The organism is Shewanella denitrificans OS217 (assembly GCF_000013765.1).
GTDB classification, from domain to species: Bacteria; Pseudomonadota; Gammaproteobacteria; order Enterobacterales; family Shewanellaceae; genus Shewanella; species Shewanella denitrificans.
On sequence record NC_007954.1, the window covers coordinates 1,007,982 to 1,025,833 of the forward strand.

Annotated in this window: 17 protein-coding genes; 6 read left to right on the top strand and 11 right to left on the bottom strand. The window is 46.1% G+C overall.

The genetic code is table 11. The annotated features are described in order from the left end of the window. Window positions 1–42 precede the first annotated feature (42 nt). The 5 genes from SDEN_RS04600 to SDEN_RS04620 all read right to left on the bottom strand — a co-directional run bounded on the left by SDEN_RS04600 (window position 43) and on the right by SDEN_RS04620 (window position 6,085). Entirely contained in the window at window positions 43–789 is a 747-nt protein-coding gene (locus SDEN_RS04600) for a substrate-binding periplasmic protein (protein WP_011495335.1), read from the bottom strand. Window positions 790–897: 108 nt separating this feature from the next. Then, window positions 898–1,551, bottom strand: coding sequence for a DUF2913 family protein (locus SDEN_RS04605; protein WP_041406059.1), 654 nt, complete (start codon window positions 1,549–1,551; stop codon window positions 898–900). A gap of 201 nt (window positions 1,552–1,752) precedes the next feature. After that, window positions 1,753–2,397 carry a peroxiredoxin-like family protein gene (locus SDEN_RS04610; RefSeq protein ID WP_041405674.1) on the bottom strand — a complete coding sequence of 215 codons (645 nt, stop codon included), beginning with the start codon at window positions 2,395–2,397 and terminating at the stop codon, window positions 1,753–1,755. Window positions 2,398–2,597: 200 nt separating this feature from the next. Beyond that, a complete protein-coding gene (locus SDEN_RS04615; RefSeq protein ID WP_011495338.1) occupies window positions 2,598–3,899 on the bottom strand; it encodes a DEAD/DEAH box helicase in 1,302 nt (433 codons plus the stop codon). A gap of 371 nt (window positions 3,900–4,270) precedes the next feature. Then, a complete protein-coding gene (locus SDEN_RS04620) occupies window positions 4,271–6,085 on the bottom strand; it encodes an aminopeptidase P family protein (RefSeq protein WP_011495339.1) in 1,815 nt (604 codons plus the stop codon). Between the two features lie 198 nt (window positions 6,086–6,283). Here SDEN_RS04620 and SDEN_RS04625 point away from each other — a divergent pair, with 198 nt between their 5' ends. Further along, complete coding sequence (locus SDEN_RS04625) at window positions 6,284–7,543, top strand: M24 family metallopeptidase (protein WP_011495340.1); 1,260 nt, start codon at window positions 6,284–6,286, stop codon at window positions 7,541–7,543. 409 nt (window positions 7,544–7,952) lie between these two features. Here the strand turns inward: SDEN_RS04625 and SDEN_RS04630 are convergent, their stop codons facing one another. Together SDEN_RS04630 and SDEN_RS04635 are read right to left on the bottom strand one after the other, a co-directional pair. After that, on the bottom strand, window positions 7,953–8,429 hold the full coding sequence (locus SDEN_RS04630) for an FKBP-type peptidyl-prolyl cis-trans isomerase (RefSeq protein ID WP_011495341.1): 477 nt from the start codon (window positions 8,427–8,429) through the stop codon (window positions 7,953–7,955). A 154-nt stretch (window positions 8,430–8,583) separates the two neighbouring features. Continuing rightward, window positions 8,584–9,246: a YceI family protein gene (locus SDEN_RS04635; RefSeq protein ID WP_011495342.1), complete on the bottom strand. Its 663-nt coding sequence runs from the start codon at window positions 9,244–9,246 to the stop codon at window positions 8,584–8,586. Between the two features lie 152 nt (window positions 9,247–9,398). Between SDEN_RS04635 and SDEN_RS04640 the strand changes: the two genes are divergently transcribed. Continuing rightward, entirely contained in the window at window positions 9,399–10,820 is a 1,422-nt protein-coding gene (locus SDEN_RS04640) for a DEAD/DEAH box helicase (RefSeq protein ID WP_011495343.1), read from the top strand. Window positions 10,821–10,939: 119 nt separating this feature from the next. Here SDEN_RS04640 and SDEN_RS04645 read toward each other — a convergent pair whose 3' ends face one another. From SDEN_RS04645 to SDEN_RS04655, 3 genes are all read right to left on the bottom strand, one after another. After that, entirely contained in the window at window positions 10,940–11,977 is a 1,038-nt protein-coding gene (locus SDEN_RS04645) for a CPBP family intramembrane glutamic endopeptidase (RefSeq protein ID WP_011495344.1), read from the bottom strand. A gap of 64 nt (window positions 11,978–12,041) precedes the next feature. Next, a complete protein-coding gene (locus SDEN_RS04650) occupies window positions 12,042–12,926 on the bottom strand; it encodes a sensor domain-containing protein (protein ID WP_011495345.1) in 885 nt (294 codons plus the stop codon). Continuing rightward, the gene (locus tag SDEN_RS04655) at window positions 12,916–13,323 is read right to left on the bottom strand and encodes a PadR family transcriptional regulator (RefSeq protein ID WP_011495346.1); all 408 of its coding nucleotides are present in this window, start codon (window positions 13,321–13,323) and stop codon (window positions 12,916–12,918) included. Before SDEN_RS04655 ends, SDEN_RS04650 begins: the two co-directional genes overlap by 11 nt. Before the next feature lie 467 nt (window positions 13,324–13,790). Here SDEN_RS04655 and SDEN_RS04660 point away from each other — a divergent pair, with 467 nt between their 5' ends. Together SDEN_RS04660 and SDEN_RS04665 are read left to right on the top strand one after the other, a co-directional pair. Beyond that, entirely contained in the window at window positions 13,791–14,201 is a 411-nt protein-coding gene (locus tag SDEN_RS04660; RefSeq protein WP_011495347.1) for a hypothetical protein, read from the top strand. Between the two features lie 266 nt (window positions 14,202–14,467). Then, window positions 14,468–15,277, top strand: a complete 810-nt coding sequence (locus SDEN_RS04665) for a methyltransferase domain-containing protein (RefSeq protein WP_011495348.1) — start codon at window positions 14,468–14,470, stop codon at window positions 15,275–15,277. A 64-nt stretch (window positions 15,278–15,341) separates the two neighbouring features. Here SDEN_RS04665 and SDEN_RS04670 read toward each other — a convergent pair whose 3' ends face one another. After that, the gene (locus SDEN_RS04670; RefSeq protein WP_011495349.1) at window positions 15,342–16,007 is read right to left on the bottom strand and encodes a hypothetical protein; all 666 of its coding nucleotides are present in this window, start codon (window positions 16,005–16,007) and stop codon (window positions 15,342–15,344) included. A 295-nt stretch (window positions 16,008–16,302) separates the two neighbouring features. Here SDEN_RS04670 and def point away from each other — a divergent pair, with 295 nt between their 5' ends. After that, a complete protein-coding gene (gene def, locus SDEN_RS04675; RefSeq protein WP_011495350.1) occupies window positions 16,303–16,806 on the top strand; it encodes a peptide deformylase in 504 nt (167 codons plus the stop codon). A gap of 188 nt (window positions 16,807–16,994) precedes the next feature. Then, window positions 16,995–17,600: a class I SAM-dependent methyltransferase gene (locus SDEN_RS04680; RefSeq protein WP_011495351.1), complete on the top strand. Its 606-nt coding sequence runs from the start codon at window positions 16,995–16,997 to the stop codon at window positions 17,598–17,600. Window positions 17,601–17,852 lie beyond the last annotated feature (252 nt).

Below are 17,852 nucleotides of genomic sequence, written 5' to 3' on the forward strand. Positions count from 1 at the left end.
GGCAATGGCGGTTTTGTACCGACTCGCTGTGATGATGTTGGCTTATGGTGCCATATTTTGGGTGTATTTATCGATAACGCGCTGTATTTCAACGCTTTGTTTGAGTGTTTGAATCGCGCTATTAATTGAAGGTAATAAATGGCTATGCTCTTTTCTTAGGCGTATCACCAGATCGCCGCTGGAATGAATGGCCGCTAAACTAATGGGTAAATCTAATTTTTTGGCCCAATAGCGCGCAGGATAATCCCCTGATATGGCGGCTTCAATTCTGCCTTTTTGCAATGCGAGGATAAGCTCTCGTTCAGATTTGAAATCCACTCGAACAAAGTCAGCGTCATCCTTATATAAGTAGCCAAACACTGTGCCTATTGGCTGACCCTTTATCGCCGATAATGACTGCCACTTGGCAGCGTTTTCAGGCAATACTATGATGTTCTCGACGATGGGCATAATTGGAATCGACTGCACAAATTGCGGGTTAATCTCCTCCCCTGCAAACCAGCTAGGACTGACAACATCGAAATCCAGATCGCCATTTTTAAGTGCTTGGTTAGTCCGTTTAGGAGGAAAGTTGTTTACCTTAGATTTTATCTTAGCCATAGCGAGTATTTTGGGAATACTCTCGCTAAGGATCCCAGGCTCTTGTAGATTATTAGCAATGGAATAGGGGTACCAGCTATTTGAACCGTTAACATTATAATTAAGTACGGTTTCGGCCAGACTTGAGTTTGAAAATAGGCAATAAAAGATCGCAAAATTGAACAGTAAAGAAAATTTGAATAAATGCAATTTTATTACCTTGAAAAATAGAACAGTGAACGTCAGGTATATCAGATGTTCACTGGATATAAAAGGCTTAATGAGAACAAGTATTCAATTTTATATCAGCGAGATAAGTTATTTAATTAATAGGCACAATTGTGCCAAATTATTGTTCGGTGTCAAAATATAGGCTTTATGATGTTTAATCAAAGAAGTCTTTTTATTGCCTTGACTGACGATTAATCCTTGGGCAAGCGCTTGCTGTGCGAGTACATTTTCATCGCCTCTGAGGTACAAACTTATGGGCTTGATGAGTTCGCCATTGGCGATATGCCCTGCGAGGGCTTTTGCGCTAATAATCAGGCTAGACTGACCTTGGCCATCGAGCTTGAGCTTGGTATCTATGTCTGAGTCAGTGATCACCAACCAATCTAACGCTTTCATGGCCTCGATGAGTTGCCCTAGGGCGTCACCTAAATCTTGAGTCTTGCTGGTGGCCACTTGATACTGACGTACTATGCGGCTGAATAGGTCGGGTAGCTGTGCCCCTGCGCCTTGGCTTCTGGCATCGCGGATCCATTGGGTGAGATCATCGGCGACAAGCTTTGAGAAACGTTTTTCTTTTAAAGATTCAACCATCCAACTGCAGAGGAAATGGCTTTCTTGAGCAGGAGTCCGCTTGGCTTTGTGCTGGGATGCTGAAGTAGCCAATGCCTCAAGCCCAGCCTGAGCTAAAACGAGCATAGCTTGATTGTAAGTTAGAGGTTGCGCTACTGCTTCAGTTGGCATAGTGGTTTCAGATTGCACAGTTGTTGCAGTCGGCACTGTTGTTTCAGGTAGCGCTGGGGTTTCAGATGGCATAGTCACTCCGCCGCGAAGGAAAGGGAAAAGTTGCGGCAAAGTGATTGTATCAAGAAGCGAAATAAAGCGTGATAGTTTTTATGCTATCGACGCTTTATCTTAGGGATTTGACTAACCTCAGTGCCAGTACTAGTGAGCGTTGAGCAACTTGGCAGCGGTTAAAATAAGCTCTGGTGCAGGCCTGACTTTAAAATTTGGGTTGATGTATTGAAAATGCACCAGTCCGTTTGTGTCAATCAAGTAAACCGCAGGCACAGGCAAGACTAAGCGTTTTTCACCAAGAGGGGTAACCCAGAGTGGGTTTTCAAGTTTCATTTTCTGGGTATAAATTTGAGTAACCTCGGCACTTGTGAAATACGCCAAACCAAAGGCTTGTGACGCCGCCATATTGGCATCAGACAAGAGCAAGTAATCCAGCTTGTTATCTCTTACTGAGGCTTTTAATTGCGCCGGCGTGTCCGGTGAAATCCCCACTAATTGAAATCCCATCTCAATCAACTTTGGCTCAATGGCTTTCAATTGGCCCATTTGCGCGTTACAAAATGGACACCAACCGCCGCGATAAAAGAAAAATACCGTGGGTTTCTGGCTGACGAGTTCAGTTAAGTTGACCGCTTTACCGTCAATATTATTGAGTGTGAGCTCAGGTAAAGTTTGCCCATTCATCAAGGGCATGACAGATAGCTCATCCATAGCTATGGGTTTGGCGAGAACATTGACACTGAGTAGGGTGCAAACTGCACCTAAGGTGAGGGCGCGTAATAAGGATTTCATCGAGTAATGACCTTTATCTGAATACATGAGCCGAATAAGACCTGCGGATGGCAATTTGTATTTCATACCAATCACATAATTAATGTGATTGGTATGAACCCTATAAAAAACACAATAAAAAAAGCAAAGTACTAACGTAATAAAAAAGGCGCCCTAGGCGCCTTGTTGGTATTTAAGCTAAGTGTTTACCCAAAGGGAAGTTACTTAATCTTCTTGTATTTTACTGTGCTGGTAGGTTTGCCTACTTTGACGCGGCGACCTTGCATGTTTTTCTCACCCACAACCTGAGCGCCGACGTTATCGTTACGCTCCTGCTTCTTACCAAAGCTGCGACGCTTCTCTATGGTTTTAAGCAGTAGCTCGCGGCTGCTGACTTCATAACCTGGCACGGTAATGCGGCGAATTTTCTGGCCGATAAGCTTTTCGATGTCAGCAAGAGTGCGCTCTTCTTCGCGGCTAACGAATGAAATGGCAACCCCTGTCTTACCCGCACGGCCGGTACGGCCAATACGGTGCACGTAATCTTCAGCAAGGAAGGGCAAGTCATAGTTGACCACGTATTCTAAACCTTGAATGTCTAGACCACGGGCGGCAACTTCGGTAGCCACTAAGACCCGTACCTTGCCTTCAATAAATTCACGTAGGGCGCGGCGACGGCTGCCTTGGGCTTTCTCGCCATGCACTACGGCCGACGGAATACCATCTAAGTTAAGCTCTGTGACTAATTTGTCTGCATCGGCGCGGGTGGCGGTAAACACCAGTACCTGCTGCCAATTTTTGGTGCCAATAAGTTCTGATAATAATTCGCGCTTACGTCGCTGCTCAACGGGGTAAACCACCTGGCTTACGGTGGCAGCCGTGGTGTTTTGCTTGTCGGCGCTGATAATTTTTGGCTTGTCCAGCATGTCATTGGCAAGCTTTTTAACCGCCGTTGAGAAGGTGGCTGAAAATAACAGATTCTGTCTTTTCTTATTCACGGCTTGAAGAATTTTTTGGATATCTGTGCTGAAACCCATATCGAGCATGCGGTCGGCTTCGTCTAATACTAAGAATTCCACATTTGACAGGCTTAAATTACAGGCCACTATGTGCTCGAGTAAACGACCTGGGGTTGCCACTATGATGTCGGCGCCTTGCTTAAGCTTTTGCGCTTGGGTGGCCATTTTCATGCCGCCGTAGATGGTGAGCACGCTGATGTTCATGTGCTTACTGTAGGCGCTGATATTGTCGGCAACTTGGGCGGCGAGCTCGCGAGTTGGGGTTAAAATAAGCGCGCGGGCATTTGAATGCTGCACCGTCATAGGTCTTTCATGCATTTTTTGCAGAATAGGCAGGGCGAACGCGGCTGTCTTGCCTGTGCCGGTTTGTGCGCTGGCTAATACGTCTTCACCGCGGCGAATAGCTGGAATAGCTTGTTGCTGCACTGGCGTCATATTCTGATAACCGCACTCAGCGATCGCGCGTAAAATTTCTGGGGCGAAGCTAAAAGATTCGAATTTCATCTTGTGGGTCCTGTATGTACGTCAAATGGAGCAAAGGGTCGAGGGCTATTTCTCGAATATATCTGTTTCGAATGTGCGGTCTCGAATGTGCCAGCCAACAGAGTAAATCAAGATGGCTGTTAATCTGGCTAATCTCTGCTTTGGGTCAAGATATCCTACCCAAGCAGTGCCGCAATTTGTTGCAGTTAAGCGGCGGCGGAGTATAGCAAAGTTTTAGCCTGAGTCAGAGCTTATTTTAACAGCAAGGGCAGGCTAATGAAGTGTTTAACCGATTATGCTAGTGGGGCGGGGAATTAAAGGGTAACAAAAGTACTTAAACAACACACCAAAGGAATGGACTCATCTGGTGTGAAGTTATTGATAAATCGCTGTTAAATGGCTTTGGTCACACGTTTTAGCCAGCCAAGTTCTGCCTCTGGCATTAATGGCGCTAACGTGGTGAAGACTTGGCTGTGATAATCATTGAGCCAGTTCACCTCGAACTCTGTCAGCAGGGTTTTATCAATTAAGCGCACATCAATGGGGATTAAGGTCAAGGCATCGAATTGATACATTTCACGCTCCGCTCCCTTAAGGGCTTCACAGGGAATGATGGCCACTAAGTTTTCGATGCGAATACCAAACTCATTAGCGCGGTAATAGCCAGGCTCATTGGAGAGCACCATGCCAGGCAACAAGGCCACGTTATTGACATTTTTACCTATGCGCTGGGGGCCTTCATGGACATTTAAGAAGTGCCCTACGCCATGACCCGTACCGTGATCGTAATCAAACCCATGCTGCCATAGGTATTGACGCGCCAAGGCATCCAGCTGCTGACCGCTAGTGCCTTTGGGGAAGCGGGCAGTATCTAAGGCAATATGGCCCTTAAGCACTAAGGTCACCATCTTACGTTGCTCATCGGTGACCTTGCCGATAGCGACGGTGCGAGTCACATCCGTGGTGCCATCTAAGTACTGGGCGCCAGAATCCACTAAGTAGATGCTGTCCATGGTCATTTGAGCTGGGGTGCCATCCGCGTGGTTGTAGTGACACATGGCGGCATTGGCGCCTGTGGCTGAAATGGTATCAAAGCTTGGCTCACGATATAGCGGGTCTTCTAGGCGAAAGCTCTCTAATTTATCCGCCAGCACGCCTTCATGGTGTAATTTATGGTTAGCGACCTCGGCATCCAGCCAAGCTAAGAAGCGGCTCACGGCAACGCCATCACGTACATGACTTGCGCGCATGCCAGCAAGCTCGGCGCTGTTTTTCTGGGCCTTAGGCAGGGCGACAGGATCGAGTCCAGCGACTAATTTGGCGCCGCCTTTAAGGGCTAAACGTTGAGACCAGGCATTGGCAGAATTGGGATCGGCAAGTAACTTCACGCCGTTTAAATCACTTAGGGCTTGGGCAAGCTCAGTTTCAGGCCTAAAGCTCACTCCCGCGCCCACATGCTCATGAATACCTTCTGGCAACTTGTCTAAATCAACAAACACACTCATATCACCATTGGCTGACAATAAGGCGCAGCCTAAAGTGACGGGTAAGCGCGGCACATCACCGCCACGAATATTCAGCAGCCAGCAAAACGAATCTAGCGCCGAAATCAGCGCCACATCGGCGCCTTGCTTTTTGACTAATTGACCCACTTGCAGACGTTTTTCAACACTGTCTCTGCCAGCGCCTTGATGGCTAAACAAGGTTATCATGGCTTTAGAAGGCGCAGGTCTGTCATGCCAGTTGTCATCCACTGGATTGCTGGCCAATTCCACTAGGCTCATTTGATGCTTTTCAAGCAGGGCTTTGGCGTTATCAAACCAGGCTAAGGTGTGCAAACGGCTGTCTATACCAATTTTGGCACCTGGGCTTAGGGTATCGATTAACCACTGAATTTGCGGTGTGTCGGTAAGGCTTAGGTACTCATACAAGCTAGCATCCACCTGTTTGGGGACTTGCACTGTATAACGGCCGTCGGTAAAAATAGCGGCTTTGCCCGCAAGTACGTTATCCGTTAGTACAATGGCCATACCGGCCGAACCGGTGAAGTTAGTGGCCCAGTACAGACGCTCGTTGCGCTCAGGCACGTATTCGCCAAGGTATTCATCGGCACGGGGAATAATAAAGGCATCGACTTGGGCTGATTTTAATTGGCGGCGTATGGCGCTTAGGCGCTCGGCGATTACTTGGCTGCTTGGGTTTGACATGCTGACTCCATGGAAGGCGACGAATGAAAGGGCTCTCTAGCCTTTAATTAATTTAACCTTGCCCTATGTGGCATTGAGGCGAAAGATTAACTGATATTGACTCTTTGAGTATTCTTGCTGAATGTTATGGCGCAAATGGTAACGTGATATTGTATACAATACCAAAGTAATTCAATCAAATTAACCCTGGGAGAAAATATGACAATCGGTGTCGGTGGTGTGAGCCAGCAAGCAGCCTTAGCTAAATTAGCTGATATGACTCAAGATATAGCGCCAGTCACGGAAGCAGAGTTTTTACAGCGTATCGAGCGGGCGCAGCAATTAATGCAGCAGCAGGGCTTGGGGGCCATTTATGTCAACGCTGGCACTAATCTGTATTATTTTACCGGCACCCGTTGGTTTTCAAGTGAGCGTCTTGTAGGGGCCATCATCCCGGCAAAAGGCGAGGTTAAGTATATAGCACCCGCTTTTGAGCTTGATACCTTGCAAGGTTACATGACCATCAAAGGCCCTGTGCATACTTGGCATGAAGATCAAAGTCCCTATGAGCTGGTGGAGCGGGTTATTACCCAATTGCGGCTAGATAATCTGCTGGAGACGCGAGGCGCGGCAATAAACGACAACGAGCCACTCAAGGTCGGCTTGGATGAATCAACGCCCTTTTTTATCACAGATGGCATAGCTCAAGCAGCCGCTGAGGTTAAATTTGTTAGTGCTAAAGCCGTCACTGCAGGCAGTCGAATGCTAAAATCAGCCACCGAAATTGCGCTAATCCAACGGGCCATGGACATGACCCTTGAGGTGCATAAGGCAGTGGCAAGTATCTTAGTCGAGGGGATAACTACTGCTGAGGTAGAAGATTTTATCGACCGTGCCCATTACGCGGTCGGCGCACCCAGAGGCTCGTATTTTTGCATTGTACTCTTTGGTGAAGATACGGCTTACCCCCATGGAGTTAAGTCGCCCAAATCACTTGAACGCAATGACACTGTGCTGATAGACACTGGCTGTCAATTACAAGGTTATAACTCAGATATTACTCGCACTTATGTGTTTGGTGAAGCCAGTCCGCGTCAGCGCGAGTTATGGCAATTGGAGCAAGCGGCCCAGCTGGCCGCCTTCAATACGGCAAATCTAGGGGTGTCTTGTGCGGCGGTGGATTTAGCTGCGCGCAGGGTATTAGAAACCGCAGGTTTTGGTCCAGGATATGCGGTGCCAGGGCTGCCCCACCGGACGGGTCATGGCATAGGCTTAGACATCCATGAATGGCCGTACTTAGTGCTCAATGACTTGACGCCACTTGATGTTGGCATGTGTTTTAGCAACGAGCCCATGCTGTGCGTACCTGGAGAATTTGGCATTCGTCACGAAGATCACTTCTACATGACGGACACTGGCCCTAAGTGGTTCACTGAGCCAGCTCACTCAATCGATGACCCTTTCGCCTTAGCCTGCTAAAACAAGTTCCGCTAACAAACAAAAGCCTCCATCTGGAGGCTTTTGTTTTTTCCTAGTTTTCAGCGAAACCATGGTTGAAAGCGCTAGGTTCTTAATTTGGGGTGTTGTGGAAGAGTTACAATCACCTTGAAAATACCAGCCTATTGATATTGGCGTACAGTCTCATCATGGCATGTCCCTCTGCGACACGCAGCAAGTCCGTCCTTGGATGCTCGAACATCCCGTCCATGGGATGGACGGTCTTCTCGCAACTTGCCATGATATGCCTCTTAATAGCTGTGTTGTGATTAAAGTTTCAATAGATTCAAATCAACTCTTAGGTGTAAGTCATTAGAGCAAACTGTGATGCTCAACACTTAAGCTTTGGAACAAGATAATTTCTGATCCCATATGGGGCTAAATAAAGGGCTTAGTTAATCTTGAGTAGCTCTACATCAAAAATCAGTACTGAGCCGCCGGTAATTTTACCTGTGGAGCGGTTGCCATAGGCGAGGGTGCTTGGGATAAAGAAACGATACTTGTCGCCAACACTCATGAGTTGCAACCCTTCGGTCCAACCTGCGATCACTTGGTTAAGTGGAAAAGCGATAGGTTCTCCGCGCTCCACTGAGCTGTCAAACACTGTGCCATCAATCAAGGTGCCGTGATAATGCACTGTGACGGTATCGCTGGCCTTAGGCTTGATAGCCTCTTGGGTGTCAGCCTGCGTGAGTACCATAAACTGCAGCCCAGAAAGGGTTGTGAATACCCCTTCTTTATTGGCATTGTCGGCGAGAAAGACTTTGCCAGCTTCTATGTTGGCGGCGGCGAGCTTTTGATTATTGGCATTGCTGTAAAAATAAAAAATCACGCAGGCAATCACTATCGCGGCGAGTAATACTTTCATTTGAGCCTCATTGGGTCTTATGACCTTGATTAAATTAATAGGAAGTTAACGCTTGCTGGCATGTTACCCATAGTTGCTCAGCGGGTAAAGTGCTGATGGTTTTCATGGGGTTGCGCGACTCGATGAAGTTATTCCCTTAACTTATTTCCTCAACTTATTCCTTCAAGAATTCGGCATGGATCTCAAGTTGGACGTCATTGCCGACTATGGGGATGTAACTTGTCATGCCAAAGTCGGCGCGCTTGATGCTGGCATTAGCGCTAAAACCTAAGGTGTATTTTCCCGTCATCCAATTATCGGCGCCGCCATGAAAGCGAGCATTAAAGCTTATGGGCCTCGTTATGCCATGCAAAGTCAGTTTGCCATGAAACACAAATTCCCCATTGCTTGTTTGGGTCACAGACTCACTGATAAAATGCGCCTTTGGGAACTGCTCACTGTCAAACCAAGTGCTGTCTTGCAGGGTTTGTTCGAGTGTTAGATTATTAACATCGATTGAGGCGATAATCACTTCGGCTTCGAGTTTGGCGGCAGCCATATTCTCGGGAGTAAAATCTAAGTTGGCCTGTAATTGGTTAAATCGGCCCACATAGGTTGAAAGCCCTAAATGCTGGATTTTAAACACCAATGAGGCATGGTTTGGGTCGAGTTTATATTGCCCTGGTTTAAGTGCGGCAAGCTCAGGAGTGACTTTCGGGGCAATTAAACTGATGCAGCCAGTTAAAGACAAACCTAAGGACAAGCATAACAGCAGGCTCAAGTTGAGGGAGGCGCTCCTAATGCTTGAAGAAATGCTGGCTAGTAATTTGATAAACATAGATAAGTCCCAGTAATACGTATGACGAATGATGCGATTGCTAGCATAAAGTAAAACTTAATCTCTGTCGCTGACTTAAGTCCTGCTATAATCGGCGTCACAGCGCATCTTTGCCCTATTTTTTTCGTTTACTTCACTCATTGAGACCCAACATGCCTTTTTCAACACTTGGATTGAGCCAACCCATTTTATTAGCCTTGGAGGAGTTAGGTTATCAAACACCGACCCCCATTCAGGAAAAGGCCATCCCGGTAATTTTAGAAGGTCACAACCTGATTGCGGCGGCGCAAACCGGCACAGGTAAAACGGCAAGTTTTGTACTGCCGCTGCTTGAGCTGATTAATAACACCAGTCTTGATAACACAGTGAAAGTGCGCCCTAAGCGTATTCGTGCACTGATTTTAACCCCCACTCGTGAACTTGCTGTGCAGGTTGCTGAGAATATTGAACAATACAGTAAGCATCTTTCCCTGACCTCCCTTGCCATCTATGGGGGTGTCGATGCTGCGCCCCATAAGAAGCGCTTGATAGAAGGGGTGGATATTCTGGTGGCAACCCCTGGGCGTTTGCTGGACATGTACACCCAAAGGGCGGTGCATTTCGATGAGCTGACTCACCTTGTATTAGATGAAGCCGACAGAATGTTAGACATGGGCTTTATCGAAGACATTAATAAAATCATCGATAAGTTGCCTCAAGAGAGACAAAACCTGTTGTTTTCGGCGACTTTGTCGCCTCAGGTGCGCTTCCTTGCTAAAACCGCAGTTCAGCATGCGAAAGAAATCGCTATTTCAGCCAAGGTAGGTAAGCCCAAGATTGAGCAGTGGCTCACGGCGGTAGATAAAGAGAAGAAGTCGGCGCTAATAAGCCAACTGATTAAAGAAAATGATTGGCCACAGGCGCTGATATTTATCGAAACCAAGCATGGCGCCGCCAAGCTTGTGAGCCAACTTGAGAAGCGTGATATTCAAGCCGAGGCTATTCACAGTGGCCGCAGCCAAGCTTCACGTGAGCAAGTATTAGCCGACTTTAAAAGCGGCAAAGTGCGATATCTTGTGGCCACAGGTATCGCCTCTCGCGGTTTAGATATTGATGATTTAGCTAGGGTGGTTAATTACGATTTGCCGTTTCCGCCAGAAGATTATGTTCACCGTATTGGCCGAACCGGCCGCGCTGGTGCACAGGGCGAGGCCATCAGTTTTGTGTCAAATGATGACTTTAAAAACCTGTGCGCTATAGAGCGTTTATTAGGCCATGAAATAGAGCGTAGAGTCATTGCAGGTTTTGAGCCGAAAAGGCCCTTGCCAGCATCAAACTTAAGCTTCGTGCCAGCCCACAAGCGTGACGGTCATCAGCCACGCACTAGCGAGCGCCACACCACTAAAGCGCGCACCCCAGTCAAGCCTAAAGCCCCAAGAGAGGGTGTGCCATTTGAGCCTCGTCAAGGCAGAAGCGCAGAGCAAACCCAGGGCAGAACTCAAAAAAGCCGGGATCCAAGTTCGAATACCGGCAACAGTAACCCCATTAATCAAGCGATATGGGGCAACAGAGACAGCAAAACAGATAAAAAATAGCTGCCAGCTTTAGGTTTTATCCCTAGGGATTGTCGATATCTTGCTGAACAAAAAGGCCTAACATAGTGTTAGGTCTTTTTTTGTTCTAATACTTCGCTAATGTTTACAGGCAAACGTGATTAACAAGGCGTGCGTTCCTTAGCATGGTGCAAAGTGAGGTTGGGATAAGGTATGGGCCGCCACATTTTGTCGTAAATGATCATGCTCGCTAGGATTGCCATCAAGAACAAGGCCATTTGTTCTGTCTGTGGTAATAGTCGCGGCGTGTTATTAAACGCCGTATGAAGCACTACGGCAAGTAGCAAATTGTGACTAGCGCGGTTGTATAGCCAAGTAAACATGGTCGCTAACATGACGCAGGCTCCCATTTTAGCAAAGGTCGCCACGGGTGATTCGGCGTATTGGCCGATAACAAACAGCGGAAAATGCCAGGCTCCCCATACCAGCCCTAAGAGAAAAGAACTCATTAATGGGCTAAAACGTCGTTGCAGCGCGGGCAATAACCACCCCCTCCAACCAGCCTCTTCACCAATGGCGACCACCAAAAAGGTAAAGAGTAAACTGCGCAGCAAAAATAGTTCATTTGAAAGCCCTGGCGCATCACCGTCGATGGATAATGGAATTGGACTATCCATTAAATATGCGCTGAGTAAGCCTAATAGCATCCAGCTAGCTGGTAAAAATAGCGCAACTAACCAGTATCTCAACGGAACGCGCCAGCTTAAAATGCTGTTTAATCTAGGATCGCGACTGCATACCAGGCAGGAAACGATAAAGGCCGCCATTGCCGAGGACAGTATTACCGACAAGACACTGGCAAATGAGAAGCCCACAGGCACAGCCGATTGAAATGCTGTTGCTGTGATGGCATCGCCAGTCATTAATATCGAGCTGTAAATGCTGGCCATTAGGGTAAACACAACAGCAAAACACCCCCACCACCTTGAGGCTATTTTACAGCCAGTGCCATTTAACTGAGCCAAAATAATGGCCGCCAGTGCAGGCCCAAAACCCGCACCAACGATGATTTTACCCAATGCCCAGTCAGTGCTAGCAATGACTGGAACACTAAACCAAACTGTCCAAGTAATAGCAAAACAAAGCAGCAAAAAGGCGCTGATAGGGTAGTTATCTGCCAATGACTTTATATGTTTCATAGGATCCCTCTACGAGTAGAAATTGAATGTGAACACTGACTAATAGGATTGGTATAAATTAGGCCTAAGTCGAGACCAGCATTGACTTAGCGTATCTTGCCTGTTGTTTGCCAATAAATTTTGCACAATGCAATGACAGCAGTAAGCAAAGCGCGCTTAAGGGGGCGGTAATAGGGTACCAATACCAATTAATATCTATGTCTAGGGAAGGATTTATGGCGTGCATTATGGGGTCGACAATAGGTGACAAAAACAAAACCGCTGCAAGCAAGGCGGGCACAACAATAACCACAAGATAGACAATTGCCAGCGGCAGTTGCAGCATCAGATACAAGCTCGATGTCCAATTACGGCGGTTTTGAAAAAGGGCCTTAATGGCGTCCAAGGACAGTAATGTCGGTTGTTTCTGCGGATAGATGGGCCTGCGGGGCATGCGCTCACCTAGAAAGGTTTCGATTAATCGGCCTTCGAACAAAGAAAAAAAATGCATTGAGTTGATAAATAATATAAATACTGGGATCCCAATCAAGACTATGGATGCTGCGGCGCTACTGAAGCCAAGCATTACGGTCCATGCCATATAAGCGATAGCGAGTGGCAGGCTTAGGAGGAAATAAACTAGCGCTTTATAGGCTGACATATCGATTAATATTGAGAACACAGGATGCGATTTATTAAGGCTTTTGGGCTTTTTGTGGCCGTGTAGCGCCCAATTAACGGTTAACTCCATTTCGCGATAATACTGGGCTACCTCCACAGGGCTACCGTAATGCTCAATTATTTCAGGCATAGGATTAGTCTGGGTATCAGCCTCTTCCACAGCAGCACGAAAGTGGCTTTCTGCATCATATTTTGCATCTTGAATGAGCGCAGCATCCTGCCCCGCAAGTTCTGCGACGAGTTGATGCAGATAATTTTGAATATCCTGTTCTATGGCTTTATTTAACATCGTTCTCTCCCTTTGTTTGACCTGCGATTGTCTGATTAACGAAAGACTGAGTGCGATGCCACACAGCTAGCCATTCTTTCAGTACGTTTTTGCCAAGCATTGATATCTTGAAGTACTTCCTTGGTGGGCCGCTTTCGGATGCTTGCATTTGGCTTGTTAATAAGCCTTTGGCCTCCATGTTTCGTAATATTGGGTAGATAGCCCCTTGCTTATCGGTATTGCTGTGACCTAATAGCCGGGCAATTTGATACCCATAAAGTGGCGTTGCGGCATGGTTTAAAATGCATAGCAACACCAGTGCTGAGGTACCTGAGCTGAGTTCCTTGCTAAATTTCTTAACTAAAGGATCAATAAGCTGATCATTAGTTTCGATATCTTTTTCATCCATTTTTTCCATGGCACCCTCACTAGTGTTCAGTTAACAGTAGCGACAGCATATCACTAGTATTTACTAAACACTAGTGATCTTAAAAACAGGTTGATGCTTTCAGTCTTGGATAGGTATTTTCAGAGTGGTTTGGTAAGGGCAACCTAGCCTTAAGCTTATTTGTCGATCGCGGTTCTCATGCTCAATGTAAACGCCTCATTGCACGCCATATTCAATTCACTTGTAATAAATGCGATTGAGGCGTAAATTCACTGGGTGATCCTCGTAAAGCTCAAGTTAGTTCAAGTTAGTTAACCTTATACCAATCGCATTAGTCGCCCGTCCAAGATGGATCTAATCCACCCACTCTAATTGCTTAAGCTTGCGGCACACCATGATGACAATGGTGCTGCAGATGGCTTGTGCAGATGGCTTGTGATGATTGGCGGTGAAGAATTGATCCCTACTGGCACTGATGACTACAAAGGAGCTCCACCATGAAGCCTTTACTACTTGCCACCCTGTTATTCACAGGCAACCTTATTTTTCCAGCGCAGGCTGCCGACGTTGGCGTCTCCATCAGTGTGGATCAGCCAGGTTTCTTTGGCCGTATCGATATTGGTGGATTTCCACAGCCAAGAGTCATCTATGAACAGCCTATATTGGTGGAGGCTGTAGCCTTCTCTCAGCAAGTGATTTATTTGCGCGTACCCGATAAACATGCCAAAAATTGGCACAAGCATTGCCATAAATATCAGGCGTGCGGTGAGCGGGTGATGTTTGTTCAGGACAGCTGGTATGTTAACGAGTATGAGCCTCATCATCATAAGCACAGCGGCAAAAAAGACAAAGGCCATAAGGATAAAGGGCACAAGGACAAAGGACATAAAGACAAGCATCACGACTAGGCTGGCCACTGCCTTTTGGATGTTAAGGAGCAGTCCCCTTCAGTAGTGGTACTTTAGGGGAACATTGCCAGGTCGCATGAATCCCGCCTAGGTAAGCGGATTAACGAGCCATGGTTAAATTCGTGCAAAAAGAAAGCAGACAACAGCGCTTTACATCAATGATTTAGGTATTGTAGGATGATATTTATCAATCACTTATATCGCGGGTTTTATCTAGCACTCAGTGTATTCAGCTGTTAGAACCCAAAAGTACCGGGGGGCGAAGAGTGAGCCTCATTCAAGAATATAAAAAACAACAAAATTGGAGGGACTGGGAGCGCTACCTTGAGTCTATCCCCTATAGTGGTGAAGACACGGTTATTGATCTTGGTTGCTCAGTCGGTGATGTATCCCAGCTTTTTTCGCTCCGAGTGAAAAATGTCATTGGCATTGATGTTAATCAGGATTTCATTGATATCTGTGAGTCACAAAAAAGCGTCAATCAAACTTTCATATGCTCAGATTTTCTGAGCCTTGATAGTCAGCTTATCGAATCCACAAACGGAATTTGGAGCAGTTTTTCTCTATCCTATCTTCGCAATCCACTGGACTTTTTAATTTATTTAAATGCATCGATGAAGCAAGGAGGCTGGATCGCATTACTCGATATTTCTTGCTTTATTTCCGGCAATCTCGCGAAAAAGAGTCAGTACTACGAGAAAGTCTTGAAATTTGAGCTTGAATCATACAAGTCTGGTATTTATGATTTCGATTTTGGCTCTAAGATGCTGAGCATGTTGCAAAATGCTGGATTTGACATAGTGTACCTTGATAATGATGTGACGGATCCAGAGTTAAACTTTACTGGTGCAGCTTCTGCAGAAATTATCCATGGCTGGGCGGCTCGCTTAAATCGAATGAACAGGCTTAAAGATGAGATAGGAGCAGAATACCCAGACTTTTGCAATGAGCTACTTGCTAACCTTAGCTCAGACACTCACGAAAAAAGACAGAACGTGAGGTTTATCGTAGCGAGAAAACCCATTACAAGTGTTAATAAGGCAACAGACTCATGTGCAGGCGTTCACAGCCAATAGAATGTGACTAACCCTAGGCTTTAAAAAGTAAGCCATAAGCTAAGCTCATATAGCAGTATACGGGTTAAAAAAGGTCTTCAAACCATTTGTTAATTATGCCAAAGGTGATCATAAGCTTAAGTTTAACTAAGGCTAAGGTGTCACCGGACTCGAGGGCCGCATCGCCGCAACGGGGATCTGAGCGTTGCAGCGCCCCTGTCATTTTATGATCGATTGGAAGTGGCTCGCAGCCATGATCTGACTCGCAAATGAAGTCCCACTTTTTTGCTGCGGGAACATGGCAAGTGAAGCAATTGCCGCCAAAACGATTATTCACATCCACAAAGCCGCGTTTTGCAATGCTTGAGCCTTGCTCATCTACTGTTAATTCAAAAAACTCCCAATCTCCCGTGGCGGGGAAGGTGCCGGCCTCTCGCTTAACCATGGCTTCTGTTGGCACCAATTGCACCACAGACCCCGCGGGATAAACAGCCCCTTGCGGTGCATTGGCCGACGTTAAGGTACCTTCCATATCGCCAAGTAAATTATCAACATAAAAGTGACGCACTGGGGTCATATCTCGAATACAGCTAAAACTTTGCTCATCGATTTTCACTTCATTGCTGGCTGCATAAGTTGGAAATACGCCGAATGTAGCGAATGCCGTGATAGTGATGCGAGTGATGAAAGTAGTGATAGAAAATATCTTAGCGCCGAGCGTGGTGCTGATAAAAACCGTGGGTATTTTCATTTGACGTTCCTGTTAGCTAATCGAATAAGGGTTGAACGGTTAACCCTTGCGAACTGGGTGATAGGTTTAAGTGCTTTGCATCAAGGATTTAGTCAATGTAGGATGAGTTTTAACAAGTCAGAGTGTCAAACTACCTAGATTGGATATTAAGTGTATTGGCTCGCCCCGATTTAAACTCGTAACGGCTTGCTCAGTCACTTTAATTTACTCATTTGTGCAAACTATCATAAGCCACTTATGATAGTCGATATAACATCAAACCTAAGCCTGAACCTAAATTAAATAGCGAGAAAAAATGGCCGTTTTAGACATTCTGAAAGCTCCAAATGAGAAGCTAAAAGTCACAGCGAAAAAAGTGAGCAATATTGAACAGGTGCAGAGTCTCATCGATGACATGCTGGATACCTTGTATCACACTGAAGATGGCATAGGCTTAGCCGCGACTCAGGTGGGCAGAAACGAAGCCATAATCATCATAGATATATCAGAAACTAGAGATTCCCCTTTGATCCTCATCAACCCAGAAGTCATCGAGGGTACGAATATCGAGAAAGGACAGGAAGGCTGCTTATCCGTACCTGGTTATTATGCCGATGTGGAGCGTTTTAGCCGCGTGAAAGTGACAGGCTTAGATCGACACGGCAACGAAGTGATTATCGACAATGATGATTTTCTTGCCATCGTATTGCAACACGAAATCGATCACTTAAAAGGCGTGCTCTTTATCGATTACCTGTCGCCGTTAAAGCAAAGCATGGCGTTAAAAAAGGTCAAGAAGGCGATCAAAGCGGCGGCCTAATCATAGGGATTTTGCATCAAGTGTTAGCTATGCGTGGGTAACACTTAGTTCGGTAACATTGAGTTCGGTAACATTTAGCTTGGTTGTGATTGGATTAAAATGCTAACTAATTCAAGTTGTTAGATGGTTTTGGTTTGCCAAGGATGACGGTTAGCTAAGGCTATGGCATTTATTACGGAGTCATGGATATGGACCCATTGAAGCAAGCTGACAATTACAACCAGATCGCCGCGCATTGGGCTAGCGATAAGTTTAATCGTGATAATGGTATAGCGCAGCACAAGCGTGCGCTGCAAAGCGTCAAACATAAACAAATCGCGATAGACATAGGTTGTGGAAGCAGTGGCCGCATTATCGATCTTTTATTAAAGGAGGGTTTTGAGGTCGAAGGGCTAGACCTTTCAATTGAAATGCTTAAGCTTGCTAAGGAAAACCATCCCAATGTTAAGTTTTATCATGGGGATATTTGTATCTGGGATTTCCCTAAACAATATGATTTTATCTCAGCATGGGACAGCGTTTGGCATGCGCCTTTAACTGAACAATCGAACATACTTAAGAAGCTCTGCAATGCCTTAACGCCTAATGGGGTGTTAATTTATACCACTGGCGCCGTTGATGAACCAGGTGAAGGGAGTAATGAGTTTCTTGGCCAAATGCTCTATCACTCAGCGATGGGCATACCCGCAGTGCTAAAGACTGTCACTGAATGCAATTGCATTTGCAGGCACTTGGAAAATGATGATTGGCCTAACCCCCACCTATACCTGATTATTCAGCGAAACTCAGCGTAAAGTACTGTCATTTACAGTACAGTTAAATGGTGTTTTCGGTTATTTCCGGCTGTGAGCCAATGATGTAGTGCTGGGGGGCTAAAGGTGAGCTTGCTTTCTCAAACAAGCAGTCTCAAACAAGCTCAGGCTGTCTCAAACAAGCTCAAACAAGCTCAAGCAAGCTCAAGCAAGTAGCGCCAAGCAAACTAGACTCAATAATATGATAGTCTTGATGTTTTATGGTTTATGCTTGTCTTTTTCCACTTATCAAGG